At 63.8% G+C, this 14,561-nt stretch carries 14 protein-coding genes and 3 pseudogenes; 7 read left to right on the forward strand and 10 right to left on the reverse strand.

What is annotated here, in order from left to right:
• Positions 1–57: 57 nt before the first annotated feature.
• The 8 genes and pseudogenes from AC0L7P_RS17720 to ccoN all read right to left on the reverse strand — a co-directional run bounded on the left by AC0L7P_RS17720 (position 58) and on the right by ccoN (position 8,397).
• A complete protein-coding gene (locus AC0L7P_RS17720) occupies positions 58–2,187 on the reverse strand; it encodes a heavy metal translocating P-type ATPase (RefSeq protein WP_473433910.1) in 2,130 nt (709 codons plus the stop codon).
• Complete coding sequence (locus AC0L7P_RS17725; RefSeq protein WP_473433911.1) at positions 2,184–2,642, reverse strand: FixH family protein; 459 nt, start codon at positions 2,640–2,642, stop codon at positions 2,184–2,186. Before AC0L7P_RS17725 ends, AC0L7P_RS17720 begins: the two co-directional genes overlap by 4 nt.
• Positions 2,639–4,194 (reverse strand): annotated as a pseudogene (gene ccoG, locus AC0L7P_RS17730) (cytochrome c oxidase accessory protein CcoG). Before ccoG ends, AC0L7P_RS17725 begins: the two are co-directional and overlap by 4 nt.
• A gap of 198 nt (positions 4,195–4,392) precedes the next feature.
• Positions 4,393–5,010: a GFA family protein gene (locus tag AC0L7P_RS17735; RefSeq protein WP_473433912.1), complete on the reverse strand. Its 618-nt coding sequence runs from the start codon at positions 5,008–5,010 to the stop codon at positions 4,393–4,395.
• Positions 4,955–5,818: a cytochrome-c oxidase, cbb3-type subunit III gene (gene ccoP, locus AC0L7P_RS17740; protein WP_473433913.1), complete on the reverse strand. Its 864-nt coding sequence runs from the start codon at positions 5,816–5,818 to the stop codon at positions 4,955–4,957. The genes AC0L7P_RS17735 and ccoP overlap by 56 nt, the downstream gene beginning before the upstream one ends.
• Positions 5,815–6,000, reverse strand: a complete 186-nt coding sequence (locus AC0L7P_RS17745; RefSeq protein ID WP_473433914.1) for a cbb3-type cytochrome c oxidase subunit 3 — start codon at positions 5,998–6,000, stop codon at positions 5,815–5,817. Before AC0L7P_RS17745 ends, ccoP begins: the two co-directional genes overlap by 4 nt.
• A 9-nt stretch (positions 6,001–6,009) precedes the next feature.
• A complete protein-coding gene (gene ccoO, locus AC0L7P_RS17750; protein WP_473433915.1) occupies positions 6,010–6,786 on the reverse strand; it encodes a cytochrome-c oxidase, cbb3-type subunit II in 777 nt (258 codons plus the stop codon).
• A gap of 13 nt (positions 6,787–6,799) precedes the next feature.
• Positions 6,800–8,397: pseudogene (gene ccoN / locus AC0L7P_RS17755) on the reverse strand (cytochrome-c oxidase, cbb3-type subunit I).
• 193 nt (positions 8,398–8,590) lie between these two features.
• Here ccoN and AC0L7P_RS17760 point away from each other — a divergent pair.
• The gene (locus AC0L7P_RS17760; protein ID WP_473433916.1) at positions 8,591–9,430 is read left to right on the forward strand and encodes a universal stress protein; all 840 of its coding nucleotides are present in this window, start codon (positions 8,591–8,593) and stop codon (positions 9,428–9,430) included.
• A 14-nt stretch (positions 9,431–9,444) separates the two neighbouring features.
• On the opposite strand, the gene fnrL is transcribed toward AC0L7P_RS17760, so the two are convergent.
• Positions 9,445–10,212: a transcriptional regulator FnrL gene (gene fnrL / locus AC0L7P_RS17765; RefSeq protein ID WP_473433917.1), complete on the reverse strand. Its 768-nt coding sequence runs from the start codon at positions 10,210–10,212 to the stop codon at positions 9,445–9,447.
• Between the two features lie 187 nt (positions 10,213–10,399).
• Between fnrL and AC0L7P_RS17770 the strand changes: the two genes are divergently transcribed.
• The 3 genes and pseudogenes from AC0L7P_RS17770 to AC0L7P_RS17780 all read left to right on the forward strand — a co-directional run bounded on the left by AC0L7P_RS17770 (position 10,400) and on the right by AC0L7P_RS17780 (position 11,663).
• The gene (locus tag AC0L7P_RS17770; RefSeq protein WP_473433918.1) at positions 10,400–10,537 is read left to right on the forward strand and encodes a hypothetical protein; all 138 of its coding nucleotides are present in this window, start codon (positions 10,400–10,402) and stop codon (positions 10,535–10,537) included.
• 29 nt (positions 10,538–10,566) lie between these two features.
• Positions 10,567–11,045, forward strand: a pseudogene (locus AC0L7P_RS17775) (DUF4147 domain-containing protein); the annotation flags it as partial.
• Positions 11,046–11,246: 201 nt separating this feature from the next.
• Entirely contained in the window at positions 11,247–11,663 is a 417-nt protein-coding gene (locus AC0L7P_RS17780) for an MOFRL family protein (RefSeq protein WP_473435499.1), read from the forward strand.
• 11 nt (positions 11,664–11,674) lie between these two features.
• On the opposite strand, the gene AC0L7P_RS17785 is transcribed toward AC0L7P_RS17780, so the two are convergent.
• Positions 11,675–12,043: a hypothetical protein gene (locus AC0L7P_RS17785; protein WP_473433919.1), complete on the reverse strand. Its 369-nt coding sequence runs from the start codon at positions 12,041–12,043 to the stop codon at positions 11,675–11,677.
• Positions 12,044–12,270: 227 nt separating this feature from the next.
• Here AC0L7P_RS17785 and AC0L7P_RS17790 point away from each other — a divergent pair, with 227 nt between their 5' ends.
• Genes AC0L7P_RS17790 through cbiB form a run of 3 tightly spaced genes read left to right on the forward strand, consistent with a single transcriptional unit; the run spans position 12,271 to position 14,512 of the window.
• A complete protein-coding gene (locus tag AC0L7P_RS17790; protein WP_473433920.1) occupies positions 12,271–12,642 on the forward strand; it encodes a DUF1636 family protein in 372 nt (123 codons plus the stop codon).
• A complete protein-coding gene (locus tag AC0L7P_RS17795) occupies positions 12,639–13,613 on the forward strand; it encodes an aminotransferase class I/II-fold pyridoxal phosphate-dependent enzyme (protein ID WP_473433921.1) in 975 nt (324 codons plus the stop codon). Before AC0L7P_RS17790 ends, AC0L7P_RS17795 begins: the two co-directional genes overlap by 4 nt.
• A complete protein-coding gene (cbiB, locus tag AC0L7P_RS17800) occupies positions 13,610–14,512 on the forward strand; it encodes an adenosylcobinamide-phosphate synthase CbiB (protein WP_473433922.1) in 903 nt (300 codons plus the stop codon). The genes AC0L7P_RS17795 and cbiB overlap by 4 nt, the downstream gene beginning before the upstream one ends.
• The last annotated feature ends 49 nt before the right edge of the window (positions 14,513–14,561 follow it).

Below are 14,561 nucleotides of genomic sequence, written 5' to 3' on the forward strand. Positions count from 1 at the left end.
CAACCCTTGGCCACACCGCGCACCCCCTTTGGAACCGGCGCCGAAAGCCCCCGATCATCATGCCCGTATCCGCAGCGCATTCAGCAGCACCGTAATCGACGAGGCCGACATCGCCAGCGCCGCCATCAACGGTGTTGCAAACCCTGCCACGGCCAATGGAACGGCGATCACATTATAGGCTGCCGCCATGGTGAAATTTTCGACAATCCGCTTTTTGGCGCGGCGCGCCAGCGTCACCGCATCAGGCAGGACCGACACATCGGGGTTGAGCAGCACCATGTCCGACACCACCCGCGCCACATCCATCGCGCTGGCCGGCGCCATCGACACAAAGGCGCTGGCCAATGCCGGCGTATCGTTCAACCCGTCGCCCACCATCAGCACCCGGCGCCCCTGCGCGCGTAGCCCGTCCAGCACGCGCACCTTGTCCTCGGGGCGCATGTCGGCCTGCACCTGAGCAATGCCCGCCGCATCCGCGATGGTATCGGCGGCCTTCGCGGTGTCACCGGTCAACAGGATCGTGTCGATGCCCATGGCGTGCAGCCCTGTCACCGCAGCGGCCACGCCGGGGCGCATCTGTTCGCCCGTGGCCAGAGAATGCAGGGTTTCATCAATTTTCAGCGTCGGGTTGCTGTCGCCCCCCAGCCAGGCGGCACGCCCCAGCGCCACGGGTTGCCCGCGCCAAAGGGCCTGCACGCCATCGCCGCTTATCTCGGTCACATCACTCAGGTCGGCAGCCACCACATCACGCGGCAACCCGGCCAAAAGGCCCTGTGCCACCGGGTGATGCGAGGCCAGCGCCAGCGCCTTGAGCACCGATTGCGCCTCTGCCGACAGCCCATCCTGCACCCGGGCGCGCCCATCGGTCAGGGTGCCGGTCTTGTCAAAGACCACGCAGTCGACCTCGGCCAGCCGCTCCAGCGCCGTGGCGTTTTTCAACAGCACGCCGCGCCGGAACAACCGCCCCGAGGCGGCTGTGCTGACCGCCGGAACGGCCAACCCCAGCGCACAGGGGCAGGTGATAATCAGCACCGCAATCGCGATATTCAGGGACAGGCGCAGATCGCCACTGGCCCAGACCCAACCGACAAAGGCAAACAGCGCCAAAAGATGCACCGCCGGCGCATAGATCGCCGCCGCCCGGTCGGCCAGCCCGGAATATTTGTTGCGCGCGGTTTCGGCCACCTCGATCAGCGCCGCCATGCGCCGCAGGGTGCTGTCTTCGCCCACCGCCGTGACGCGCATTTCCAGGGCGCCGGTCAGGTTCACCTCGCCTGCCGCCAGCCGATCCCCCGGCCCGGCCGTCACCGGCGCGCTTTCGCCGGTCACAAGGGCGCGGTCCAGCGTGGTTTCGCCCCGGATCAGCACGCCGTCCAGCGGCACACGCATTCCGGCGGGCACCTGCAACATATCCCCCACGGCGATCTGTGCCAGCGCCACGGTTTCCACGCCATTGGCGGTAATCCGTTCGGCGCGCGAGGGCTCCAGCGCCGCCAGTTCCCGCGCGGCCGAACGCGCGGCAATGCGGGTGCGGTGATCAAGATACCGCCCGATCAGCAAAAAGAACGTCAGCGACAGCGCCGCGTCAAAATAGGCGTGTCGCCCGCTTTCGAGCGTTTCATAAAGGGACATGCCACAGGCAAGGATCAGCGCCAGTGAAATCGGCACCTCCATGTTCAGCCGCCCCGCCTTCAGCGCTGAAACGGCCGACGAAAAGAACGGCCGCCCGGCATAGGCCACGGCAGGCAGGGCGATCATCGCGGAAATCCAGTGAAACAGATCCCGCGTCGCATCCTGCGCCCCCGACCAGACCGAAACCGACAACAGCATCACGTTCATCATCGCGAACCCGGCCACGGCCATTGCGATCAGCAAGGCGCGCCCGGTGCTGTCAACCTCACTGCCCAGGGCCGCGCTGTCCAGTTCCAGCGCGTCGAACCCGGCGGCGCGGATCGCCGCAAGGCAGGGCGCGGCACCAACCCCCGGCGCGGTTTCGATCCGCACGCGTTTCAGCCCCAGATTGACCCGCGCCGAAATCACCCCGTCAACCTGCGCCAGCGCCTTTTCCACCCGCGACATGCAGCCCGCGCAATGGATCGTTGGCAGCGAAATCTGCAATCCACCCTCGGCGGGCGCTGTGGTGCCGGAATCGGCCATTGGCGGGCACGCAGGGCAGGCTGTGGTCATTGCGACACCTCGACGATGATACGTTGCTTGAAAAGCGTACCGTCCCCGGCCCGGGCCACCAACCGCAGGTTCCAGTTGCCACGCCCCAGATTGACGTGGGACACGAAACTGCGCCCGTCAAAGTGAAACTCCGGCGTCTGGTCCTGCCTGATGTTGGTCGCCCGACCCAGGGTGGCGGAAACGATTTCGGGTTGCACTGTCGCATCCCCCTTGGCGAACGTCAGATAAAGCGAGCCGTCTTGATCCAGCTTTGCCGACACGTCCCAGCCCAATGCCTCTTGCGCGGCGCGGTCGGTGTCAAACATCTGGGAGGCCACATAAGAGCTTTCAACCTCCAGCCCCGGAAATGTGGCCACGGCCTGATAGGCAAGGGTCAGATTGACCGCCACGATGATCGCAAAACCACCCCCGATGATTGACAGCACATGCCAGCCGGTCAGTTCCCGTTGCATCATTTGCCCTTTCCGTTGAATGTCGTGGCGCGGCCAGCCCGTTCGCCGCCGTGCACATCCTCGACCCAGATCGTCAGATCGGTATGGTCGCGCGTGCTGGCCGGATCGTTTGGCCCGGCTGTCACATAGACCCGCTGTTGCAGGATTGCATTGGCCGGAACCGTCACCGTATCCCCTGCCGCTGCGCCCTCCAACGCGATCTGCATGGCAGCATCAGAGGTGATAAGCAGGCGGAACCGCCGGTCCTCGCCCTGCATGTTGCGCAGGCGCAGCACATAGGCATTGCGCACCGCCCCGTCAGACAGGGTGACAAAGGTGGGGTTGCGCACCGGCGCCACGGTCAGCCCGATATCCGACCGCACAAACAACGCCCAGACCAACCCAACCCCGATCAGCAGCCAAAGGGTGGTATAGATGATGGTACGCGGGCGCAGTACATGCTTCCACAGGGTTTGGGTCGCCAGCCCGGCGCGGGTCGGGCAGCGACAGGCGGCACCCCGGGGCCACCAGCAACCGTCGCCGCAGGCATGGAAATCATCGGCGGCTCGTCGTCCAGCGCGAGATAGTCAATCAACCCGCGCGGTTTCCCGATCTTGGCCATCACATCGTCGCAGGCGTCGATGCACAACGCGCAGGTGATGCATTCCATCTGCTGCCCATCCCGAATATCGATCCCCATGGGGCAGACGTTGACGCAGGCCATGCAATCTATGCAATCGCCCATCTGCCCCGTCACATCCGAAGGCAGATCCTTTTCCGCCACGGTATAGGGCGTGGCCTGTCGCAAGGCGGCGGCGGCCCGTGCCCCCTTGCGGTGCCGGCCCCGGGGTTCCCCGCGCCAGTGGCGATAGCCGACGGTCAGGGTGCCTTCGTCCATCATTGCCGCCTGAATGCGCGGCCATGGGCACATGTAAATACACACCTGTTCGCGCATGAACCCGCCGAAAACAAACGTGGTCGCCGCAAGCACCCCAATGGTCGCATAGGCCACGGGGGCGGCATTCAGCGTAAAAAGATCACCGGCCAGCGCAGGCGCATCGGCAAAGTAAAACACCCACGCCCCACCGGTGGCCACGGCGATCAGCAGCCAGACCGCCCATTTGCCAAGGCGCAACAGCCATTTGCGGACATCCCATTTTGCCTTCCACAGGCGCATGCGGGCGTTGCGGTCGCCCTCGATCCAGCGTTCGACAAGGATGAAAAGATCGGTCCACACCGTTTGCGGGCAGGCATAGCCGCACCACACCCGACCAAGCGCCGAGGTGAACAGGAACAACCCCAGCCCTGCCATGATCAAAAGACCGGCAACAAAGTAGAATTCGTGGGGCCAGATTTCGATCCAGAAGAAATAAAACCGTCGCCCGGCCAGATCAATCAACACCGCCTGATCCGGAAGCGCGGGGCCACGATCCCACCTGATCCACGGGGTGAGATAATAAATCCCGAGGGTGAAAATCATGATCCACCACTTGGCACGGCGAAAGGCCCCGTTCACCCGACGCGGGAAAATCGGTTCGCGCGGCGTATAAAGCGGCGTTGAGGACTCTGATGCCATGCTGTGGCTCCGGTGCTGTTGGGCAATGCACCCTAGCGCAGGCAATCAAACATGAAATTGATGCAGATCAAACTGCGACCAAGGGTCTCTGGGGGCGCGCAGGGCGCTGCGCGAAACGAGGCATCAACCGCCAGGCTGGGCATTGCGAACGACGGCCCCATTTGTCGGATCAACGGGCCAGACTTTATATGGATCAGCCTAGCCGGGAAGGCCGTCGATTTTCGTTGCAGACGCAACCGCGCAGGCCCAATCCGCGCGGTCGCCATAGCAGATATGCGCATCGGGCCGCAGGCCGATCCGGCTGTCCAGACACCCCGCAGGCACGACCAGCAAGGCACCGTTCATCTGACACATTGGCAGGGCAGAGCCGCATTCCATGCAGAAGCTTTTTGCATGTCGCGTTTCAGGCAGTTGGAACGTCTTGATATTTTCCCGCCCCGCCAGCCAGGTAATCTCTGCCTTGGACGAAAACAGATTTGCCGCATGGGCAGAACCAGTATCCTTGCGGCAACGCGCGCAATGACAAAGAAAAAGCTCTCGAATGCGCCATTGATGTGAAACCGGACGGCGCCGCACAGACAGCTTCCTGACGCCAAGTGATCCATTGGTGCGGTCCTTCGTGCCTGATCGCGCATGCAAAGAAATCGGTCGGGCGTTTCTAAGCCGGATCCGGCGAATAGTCAAAACGGGTTCAGACCCGCCATTCCCCGCCCCTGCCAGCACAAAGCCGGGCGGGGGCATGGGGCGCGCGCCCCGTTCGTTATTCGCCGCCACCCAGTTGGTGGACATAGGCGGCGACGGCGTTGATTTCGGCATCGCTCAGGCGCGGGGCCCAGGCGGGCATGATCCCGAACCGGGCATCGGTGATTGTCTGGGTCAGCGTGTCGGCATCGCCGCCATAAAGCCAGATCGCGTCACTCAGGTCGGGCGCGCCCTGTTCCCGGTCGCCTTTGCCGGTGTCGCCATGACAAGAGGCGCAATTATCAGCAAACAGCGCGGCCCCCCGACCGGCCAGTGCCGTGTCATGATCCTGCCCCGAGATTTGCCGCACATGGGCAACCAGCGCCGGAATATCGCCCTTTTCCAGAATTTCGCCAAACGCGGGCATTTGCGACCAGCGCGCGTCAGGATCGGTGTCGTTGCGGATGCCGTGGCGCACCGTGGTGGCAATCGCCCCGATGCTGCCGCCCCACAACCAGTCATCATCCAGCAGGTTGGGATACCCAACAGCCCCCGCCGCGCCCGAACCGTGGCATTGCGAACAATTGGTGCGGAACACCGCCGCCCCCGCCGCCGAGGCAAAGCGGTTCAACTCGGCGTTGCCCTCAAGGCTGGCAAGGTCGACATCGGCCAACTGGCGGGTCAGGGCGGCGTTGGCCTGTTCCACGGCTGTGATGTCTCTGGCCACTTCGCCCCGGGTGGAATAGCCCAGAACACCCGAGGTCGCCCCCGAAATCAGCGGCCAGGCGGGATAGGCGATGGTATAGCCGACGGCCCATACGATCGTGCCGTACAACGTCCACAGCCACCAGCGTGGCAGCGGGTTGTTCAATTCCTTGATGCCGTCCCATTCATGGCCCGTGGTTTCAACGCCGGTCGCTTTATCGGTGGTCTTCCGACTCATTTCTTTCGCCCCCTGATTGCAAGGCTTTCAGTGTCGTCCCGCAGGGGGATCTGCGAGATATCGTCGTGCATTCCGCGACTGCCGGGGCGAAAGGCCCAGGCGATCACAGCCAGAAAAAACAGCGTCAAGGCCAGCAAAACCCAGCTATCGGCCAAGTGGCGCAGAAAGGTATAGCGTTCCATCGCAGCCCCCTATCGGCTTGCGTCGGGGGTGAAGGTCGAAAAATCAACCAGCGTGCCCAACATCTGAAGATAAGCGACCAGCGCATCCATTTCGGTCAACTGTGGCTGCCCGTCAAAGTTGCTGACAACGGCCCCCGGATAGCGATTTTGCAACCCGTCATAATCACCGTCAGGATCGGCCTGTACCGTGAAATCCGCGCGAGCCTGTTCGACCATTTCATCGGTGTAGGGAACACCAACGAAACGGTTGGTGCCGATCAGATCAGCCACATATCTGCCGTCGATCTGCGTATCGGCCAGAAAGGCATATTTCGGCATGATCGATTCAGGCACCACCGATTGCGGATTCTTCAGATGATCCACGTGCCAGGCATCGGAATACCGCCCGCCCACACGCGCCAGATCAGGGCCGGTGCGTTTGCTGCCCCACTGGAAGGGGTGGTCATACATGGATTCCGCCGCCAGCGAATAATGCCCATAGCGTTCGACCTCGTCGCGCATGGGGCGGATCATCTGGCTGTGGCACAGATAGCACCCCTCGCGGACATAAATATCGCGCCCGGTCAGCTCCAGCGGGGTATAGGGGCGCATGCCCTCCACATCCTCGATGGTGTTTTGCAGATAGAACAGCGGTGCGATCTCGACCGCGCCACCAACCGACACCACCAGCAGCGACGCCACCAGCAGCAGGGTGGGGGACCGTTCAAGGATCTGGTGACGGCTGAGAAACGATGCCTTGCGGCGCGGCGCGGCACTGTCTTCGGGGGAGTTCGGGGTCTTGGCCATATCTGCGGCCTCCTTATTCTGCCGGGACGGCGACGGGGGCCTTGACGCGGGCACCTCCGCGGATCGTCATCCACATGTTCCATCCCATGATCAGACCACCGGCCAGATACATTACCCCGCCCAGCCCGCGCACCACATACATCGGATATTTCGCTGCAACCGTGTCGGCAAAGCTGTTGACGAGGAACCCCTGCGCATCCACCTCGCGCCACATCAGGCCCTCCATGATACCGCTGACCCACATGGACGAGGCGTAAAGAACGATGCCGATTGTCGCCAACCAGAAATGCCAGTTGATTGCCGCCATGGAATACATCCTTTCACGTCCCCACAACCGCGGCGTCATGAAATAAAGCGCGGCAAAGGTGATCATCCCGTTCCAGCCCAAAGCACCGGAATGCACATGGCCGATGGTCCAGTCGGTGTAGTGGCTCAGCGAATTCACCGCGCGGATCGACATCATCGGCCCCTCGAACGTGGACATGCCATAAAAGGCCAGCGCGGCCACCATCATGCGAATGATCGGATCGGTGCGCAGTTTGTCCCAGGCGCCTTGCAGGGTCATCAGGCCATTGATCATGCCGCCCCAACTGGGCATCCACAGGATGATCGAAAACACCATGCCCAGTGTCGCGGCCCAATCAGGCAGGGCGGTGTAATGCAAATGGTGCGGACCGGCCCAGATATAGAGAAAAATCAGCGCCCAGAAGTGGATGATCGACAGTTTATAACTGTAAACCGGGCGCCCCGCCTGTTTCGGAACAAAGTAATACATCATCCCCAGGAAACCGGCGGTCAGGAAAAAGCCCACGGCGTTGTGGCCATACCACCATTGCACCATGGCATCCTGCACCCCGGAAAACACCTGCACCGATTTGGAGCCAAAGACCGACACCGGGATCGATAGGTTGTTCACCACATGCAGCATCGCCACGGTCAGAATGAACCCCATGTAAAACCAGTTGGCGACATAGATGTGCTTTTCGGCCCGGACGATCAGCGTTCCCATAAACACCGCCAGATAGGCAAGCCACACGATGGTCAGCCAGATATCCACATACCATTCCGGCTCGGCGTATTCCTTGGATTGGGTCGACCCCAGAAGATACCCGGTCGCCGCCAGCACGATAAACAGGTTGTAGCCCCAGAACACGAACCACGCGAGGTTCCCGCCCCAAAGCCGCGCACTGCTGGTGCGTTGCACCACGTAAAACGAGGTGGCGATCAACGCATTGCCGCCAAAGGCGAAAATCACCGCACTGGTGTGCAGGGGGCGCAGGCGGCCGAAATTCACGAACGGCTGGGCGAATTCAAGGTTCAGCGCCGGAAACGCCAGTTGAAACGCAATGAACGTCCCGGCCAGAAACCCGACGATCCCCCAAAACGCTGTGGCCACCACGCCATACCGGATCACCCCGTCCATATACCCCGAGGTATCGGCCGGTGGCGTTGCGTCACCAAAGCGGCGCAGCACCCAGATGAACATTCCCGCCGCAACGAACATGATGATGATGGCATGAACCTGATACGCCAGATCACGCCCGTAATTGGCAGCAATCGCCGCCAAAAGCGCGATTCCCCCAAAAGGACAAGTTTGAATGTGTTGACCATGGCCCGCGCCCCGTTCCCATCGTTGCCGGGCAATGCGTCGTGCCCGTTCTGTCGACAGGGCTGATCTCGCAAACGTGACGGCGGCGCCTTGATCTAAATCAACACTTGCCCACATTTATCATGACAAGGATCATGACACGCGACGGCAGTTCACAGCGTCCGCTGCGCATATCCCCGAAACAGGAGGCCACCCATGAGTTTCAAGACAATCACGACGCTTCTGCACAGTGAATCGCAGAACACCGACACATTGGATGCGGCAATAGATCTGGCGCGACGCCTCGAGGCGCACCTCAGTGTCGTTCTGGTGGGGGTCAATTCTGTCGATCCGGGGCTGAGCTATGCCGGCATAAACACCACGCTGATCACGACATCGCTGGCGGATGCCGATACATCCACCGCCGAAATGACCGAGGCATTGGCCAAACGCATGGCCGCCGAAGACGTAAGCTGGGATGACATCGCCGTGGTCGCCCCCAGCGCGGGCATTGGCTATGTCCTTGCTCAGCAGGCGCGGTTCTCTGATCTGACAATCCTGCCGCAGCCCTATGGAAAATGGCGCGGCCAGGTCGATATCGCCGCGGTCGAGGCGGCGCTGCTGGACAGTGATGCGCCGCTGTTGCTGTTGCCCGAAGGCACTAAAACACTGGACACACCGGAACGCATTCTGCTGGCCTGGGATCAGGGCAAATCCACCCTTACGGCGGCGCGGGCTGCGATCCCGTTTCTGGCACAGGCAAAAGAGGTGGTGATCTGTGTCATTGACCCGCCCGGCCAAGGCCCCGAACGGTCGGACCCGGGCGGCGCGCTGGCGGCGTTCCTGAACCGTCACGGCGCCAAGGTGCGCATCAGCGTGGTGCCGTCGGCAGGGGCGCGGGTGTCCGAGGTGATCGTCGCCGAAGCCACGGCCCAGGGGGCGGATATGATTGTCATGGGCGGCTATGGGCATTCACGGATGCGCCAGTATTTCCTTGGCGGCACCACCCGGCGCATGCTGGAACATTGCCCCCTGCCGGTTCTCATGGCCCACTGACCGCCACACGGCGTTTACCGGGCGTTGATCATCCCGTCGTCATCCCCGGCCTCGCGGCGCAGCCGGACCATATCGGGCACCGAAATCGCCCGGCTGCCATCGACCGTGATAATCCCTTCGGCCCTGAGCGCGGACATCTGGCGGCTGACGGTTTCCAGCGTCAGCCCCAGATAATCCCCCATCATTTCCCGCGTCAGTGGCAATTCAAAAGGCCCCGTATCGGCCAGCCGCGCACGGCGGGCGATCAGGGCCAGCAGGCTTGCGATCTTTTCGCGCGCCGTCTTGCGCCCCAGCAAAAGCATCCAGTCGCGTGCGCAGTCCAATTCGTCCAGCACCACTTCCAACAGGCGCTTGGAAACACTGGGCGAGGTCGCGATCAACCGTTCAAACGGGCGGCGCCGGAAACAGCACAGGGTCACCGCGCTGATCGCGCTGACATCATAGGGCGCGATTTCACGCCCCGGGCGCCCGATGAAATCGCTGCTCAACAGCAGCCCGACAATCTGGGTGCGACCATCCTCAAGGGATTGGCTGATCGCGGCGACCCCACTGACCACCGAGGCCACATGCTCCATCCGGTCGCCCCGCCAGACGATGGGCTGACCCGGGGCGAAGGTGCGATAATATTTGATTTGTTCCAGCTGCAACAATTCATCCGCCCCCGAGCGCGAACAGATCGCCCTGGTCCGAATCGGGCAGGCACAGCATTTGCCGACATCGCCCGACAAAAGGCTGCCCTCTTGCAATTGCGGAACAGGCGAGGAGATGGCAGTGTTTTTCATCGGCCTGACTTACCCACGCCCCCTCTGGCCGACAAGGCGGCACCGGGATCGAAGCCCCCGAAAATTGCCGGACAAAATGCCACACCGGGAATGCGGGGTGCGACGAATACTCCACCACCGCGCTTGACACTCAGAGTCCCAGCCCGTTGTTTGTCCGCAATTCATATTCTGCCCCGGAACCACACCCATGAGCAATTTGTCAGATCTGCGCGACAGCGCCCAATCCCTGTTCGCAAAGGCAATTGCCCAGGCCGATCCGGCGGCGGCCGTTGCCCGTCAGCTTGACCTCACCCCCTGCCCCGGGCAAAGGGCCGCACCATCCTGATCGCCATCGGCAAGGCGGCCCCCGCCATGATGCGCGCCGCACTGACGCGGGTCAGCGGGCCGCATGTGGCCCTCTGCGTCACCCATCACGAAAATACCGCCGATTGTCCGGGCGCCACGGTGATGCGCGCGGGCCACCCGGTGCCCGATGCCGCCGGAGAGGCCGCCGGACAGGCGGTAATCACCCTGCTGGAACAGGCCGGCGCCGACGATCAGGTGATCGCGCTGATTTCCGGGGGTGGTTCGGCCCTGGTTCCGGCGCCGGTGGCGGGGCTGACACTGGATGACAAGATCGCGCTGAACCGCGCCTTGTTGGCCAGCGGGCTGGATATCGTGGACATGAACCTGATCCGCCAACAGGTTTCGCGCCTCAAGGGGGTGGATTTGCACGGCTGGCCATGCCCGCACCGGTGACGGGCCTTTTGCTGTCCGATGTGATCGGGGATGATCTGCGCGCCATCGCCTCGGGGCCGACGGTCGCGCCCATCGGCACCCGGGCGCAAGCCGCCGAAACCCTGCACCGCGCCGGCGTATGGGACGATCTGCCCGAACCCTTGCGCACCCATCTTTCGGCCCCCGCCGACGCCCCGGAACCGGTGCAGGCCGACAACCACCTGATCGGGTCAAACGGCCAATCCCTGCGCGCGGTGGCCAAAGCTGCTGAAACTGATTTCGACACCCGCATCGTCAGCGACAACCTGACCGGCGATGTGGCCGACGCCGCCCGCGCCATTCACGCCGCCGCCCGCGCCCTGCCTGCCGATGCGCCGGCCACGGCCCTGCTCTGGGGCGGGGAAACCACGGTAAAACTGACCGGTGACGGCCTTGGTGGCCGCAATCAGGAACTGGCCCTGCGTGTTGCGGCCCTGGCAAATGATGCGCCCATAACCCGGCGCTGGGTGTTCCTGTCCGGCGGCACCGACGGGCGCGACGGCCCCACCGAAGCGGCCGGCGGGATCACCGACAGCGAAAGCTGGGCGCGCATGGCCGCTGCGGGCAATCCCACCGCCCTGCTGGCCAACAACGACAGCAACGCCGCGCTGGCCCTGTCCGGCGATCTGCTGATCACCGGGGCGTCAGGCACCAACGTGGCCGACATCCAGATCCTGCTGTCCCTTCCGGCATAAGCGACCCGCGCTCACCCTCCGGCGCTGGCGCCGTAATGCTGCACGATGGCGGCCATATCCTCGGGCAGGATGCCCGGTGCCATGGTGGTGCAGGTATTGGGGACATGGGCAAAAACCGACCCGTCCGAAAAGAATGAATCGGCGGTCACCGGAATGATCCTGATCCCCGGATGGCGATAGCTGGCGTAATCCGCCACCGCCAGAGGAGAGCCATCGCGCAGCCCAAGATCAAGGATCACGATTTCGGCGTTGCCACAGCTCAGAAACCTGATCGCCGCGTCTTGCGACCGCACCACCGACACCCGCGCGCCCTTGCGCCGCAGGCAACCGGCCCAGAGATCGGCCAGCGCCGGATTCTCTTGTACCAAAAGCACATTCATACTGCCTCCACCCATCAGATCGGCGACGCGTGCCTGTCGTCTGGAGGTTTCCAACCCAACCGTTAACGAACGGTTAACGAAACCCGGCAAATACCTCACAATCGCGGGATCGGCATCAGCTTCGCCAATCTGGCGATATTCCGCTTGCAGTTTCCGCCCGAGCGGTGAATTTTCGCGCCGATCCGTGACAGGGTCGGAAAATCACCCAACAGCGGGAACCACGCCCAATGACCACCTGGATCACCATCTGCGACACTTGCAAACGTGAGGGGTGGGAAGAATCCGGCGCCGAAATCACCGACGGCGCCCGCCTTGCCGCCCTGATCGAGGCAGTTCCGCGTCCCGGCGTGCGCACGCGCCGGGTGTCCTGCCTCATGGGGTGTACCCACGGCTGCAACGTGGCGGTTCAGGGGGCGGGCAAGCTGAACTATACCTTGGGCCGGTTCACCCCCGATGCCGAGGCCGCCGAGGCGATCGCCGATTACGCCGCCCTTCATGCGGCCACAGAAACCGGGCAGGTGCCCTATCGTCAGTGGCCCCAAGGGGTTAAAGGCCATTTCGTTACGCGCCATCCGCCACTTCCCACGGAGGGGGAATGACCCCGAAACGCGATCACGGCGGCGCATTGGACGGCGCAATCGCGCAATGGGGCGGGCAACGGTCCGACTGGATCGACCTGTCAACCGGGATCAACCCTGTTCCCTATCCCCTGCCGCCCCTGGCCCCCGCCGATTGGGGCGCCCTGCCCGACAGCGCCGCCGCCCACGCGCTGGAACAGGCCGCGCGCAGGGCCTGGGCCGTGCCGGACGGTGCCGCATTTTTGGCGGCGCCGGGTGCCTCGGCCCTGATCGCCGCGCTTCCCTATTGCCTCAGCGGCCAGCAGGTGCAGATCCGCGACGACACCTATAACGAACATGCCGCCGCATTCCGCCATGCCGGTTGGGACGTGGGGCCGGATCGCGCCGACACCTGCGTGGTGGTGCATCCCAACAACCCTACGGGTGAATTCCGGGGCGGCCCTTTCGCCCGCTTCACCGTGCTCGACGAAAGCTTCTGTGACACCGCCCCCGATCACAGCCATATGCCAATGTCTGGGCCGGGCTGCGTCATTCTCAAGAGCTTCGGCAAATTCTGGGGGCTGGCGGGGCTGCGGCTGGGCTTTGCCATCGGTGATCCGGCGGTGATCGGACAATTGCGTGCCCGCCTTGGCCCCTGGCCCGTCAGCGGCCCGGCCCTGCGCATCGGCGCGGCGGCGCTGGCCGATGACACATGGGCCAATGCCACACGCGCACGGCTCACAACCGATGCCGCCCGCCTTGACAGCCTGATGACCAGCGCCGGCGCTACCGTGCAGGGCGATTGCCCGCTGTTCCGCCTCTATACTGTCCCCGATGCCCACCGCTGGCACGTCGCCTTTGCCGAACACCACATCCTCACCCGCATTTTCCACTATGCCCCCGGCTGGCTGCGCCTTGGCCTGCCCGCCCCCGGCGACTGGCACCGGGTTGAAACGGCCTGTGGGATGGCGGGTGGGGCGTCGGCGCAGCCGCGCGTCACCCACCAGCCATGATCCTCCCCGTCGCTTTCCTGCTCGACGCCCTGCTGGGCGAACCACGCTGGATTTGGGCGCGCCTGCCCCACCCCGCCGTCCTCATGGGCCGCGCCGTTACCTTCTGCGATACACACCTCAACACCGGCACAGCCCGCCGCGCCAAGGGCATACTCGCCCTTGTTCTGCTCTGCGCCCTCGCGCTATTCTGCGCCGCGCTGATCGCCGCCCTGCCCCTCGGCCCCTTCCCCGAACTGATCGCCGCCGCAATCCTGCTGGCCCAACGCAGCCTGTCTGACCATGTCCGTGCTGTCGCAGATGCCATGCGCCAATCGCGCAGTGCCGCCCGCCGCGCCGTCGCCCTGATCGTCAGCCGCGACACCCGCGACATGGACAATGCCGCCATCGCCCGCAGCGCCATCGAATCCGCCTCCGAAAACCTCAGCGACGGGGTGATCGCCCCGGCCTTCTGGTTTGCTGTCGCCGGTCTGCCGGGCCTCTTGATTTACAAATTCACCAACACCGCCGACAGCATGATCGGCTATCGCACCCCGCGCCACGAAGACTTCGGCTGGGCTGCCGCCCGGTTCGACGATCTGCTCAACCTGGTTCCCGCCCGCCTGACCGCCCTGCTGATCGCCGCAACCTCGGGCCAATTGTACCAGTTTGCCAATATCCGCCGCGATGCCGCCCTGCACAGATCGCCCAACGCCGGCTGGCCCGAATCCGCCATGGCCCGCGCCCTTGGCATCGCCCTCGCCGGCCCGCGCAGCTATGATGGCAAGCTGACACAGTTCCCTTTCGTCAACCCCGACGGAAACCGCACCCCCGGCGCCTCTGACATCGACGCCGCCGTCGGCCTGTTGTGGCGCGCCTGGGCGGCCGCTCTCATCCTCGTGACACTGCTGGCCATTGCCTGACCGGCGCCACCTGTTACCCTGCAACCCAGACGCTCCGCACCAAAGGATC

The sequence above is a fragment of the Oceaniglobus sp. K40-3 genome, assembly GCF_055808395.1.

Bases quoted from the DNA above. Each gene is read 5' to 3' on its own strand.
- AC0L7P_RS17785 (WP_473433919.1), bottom strand. From the start codon at position 12,043: ATGAATGTGCTTTTGGTACAAGAGAATCCGGCGCTGGCCGATCTCTGG.
- AC0L7P_RS17725 (WP_473433911.1), bottom strand. From the start codon at position 2,642: ATGATGCAACGGGAACTGACCGGCTGGCATGTGCTGTCAATCATCGGG.
- AC0L7P_RS17735 (WP_473433912.1), bottom strand. From the start codon at position 5,010: ATGCCGAAATCAACGCCGTCGCCGCCTATGTCCACCAACTGGGTGGCG.
- ccoO (WP_473433915.1), bottom strand. From the start codon at position 6,786: ATGGCCAAGACCCCGAACTCCCCCGAAGACAGTGCCGCGCCGCGCCGC.
- AC0L7P_RS17720 (WP_473433910.1), bottom strand. From the start codon at position 2,187: ATGACCACAGCCTGCCCTGCGTGCCCGCCAATGGCCGATTCCGGCACC.
- cbiB (WP_473433922.1), top strand. From the start codon at position 13,610: ATGATCCTCCCCGTCGCTTTCCTGCTCGACGCCCTGCTGGGCGAACCA.
- AC0L7P_RS17745 (WP_473433914.1), bottom strand. From the start codon at position 6,000: ATGGAACGCTATACCTTTCTGCGCCACTTGGCCGATAGCTGGGTTTTG.
- AC0L7P_RS17760 (WP_473433916.1), top strand. From the start codon at position 8,591: ATGAGTTTCAAGACAATCACGACGCTTCTGCACAGTGAATCGCAGAAC.
- AC0L7P_RS17770 (WP_473433918.1), top strand. From the start codon at position 10,400: ATGAGCAATTTGTCAGATCTGCGCGACAGCGCCCAATCCCTGTTCGCA.
- fnrL (WP_473433917.1), bottom strand. From the start codon at position 10,212: ATGAAAAACACTGCCATCTCCTCGCCTGTTCCGCAATTGCAAGAGGGC.
- AC0L7P_RS17790 (WP_473433920.1), top strand. From the start codon at position 12,271: ATGACCACCTGGATCACCATCTGCGACACTTGCAAACGTGAGGGGTGG.
- ccoP (WP_473433913.1), bottom strand. From the start codon at position 5,818: ATGAGTCGGAAGACCACCGATAAAGCGACCGGCGTTGAAACCACGGGC.
- AC0L7P_RS17795 (WP_473433921.1), top strand. From the start codon at position 12,639: ATGACCCCGAAACGCGATCACGGCGGCGCATTGGACGGCGCAATCGCG.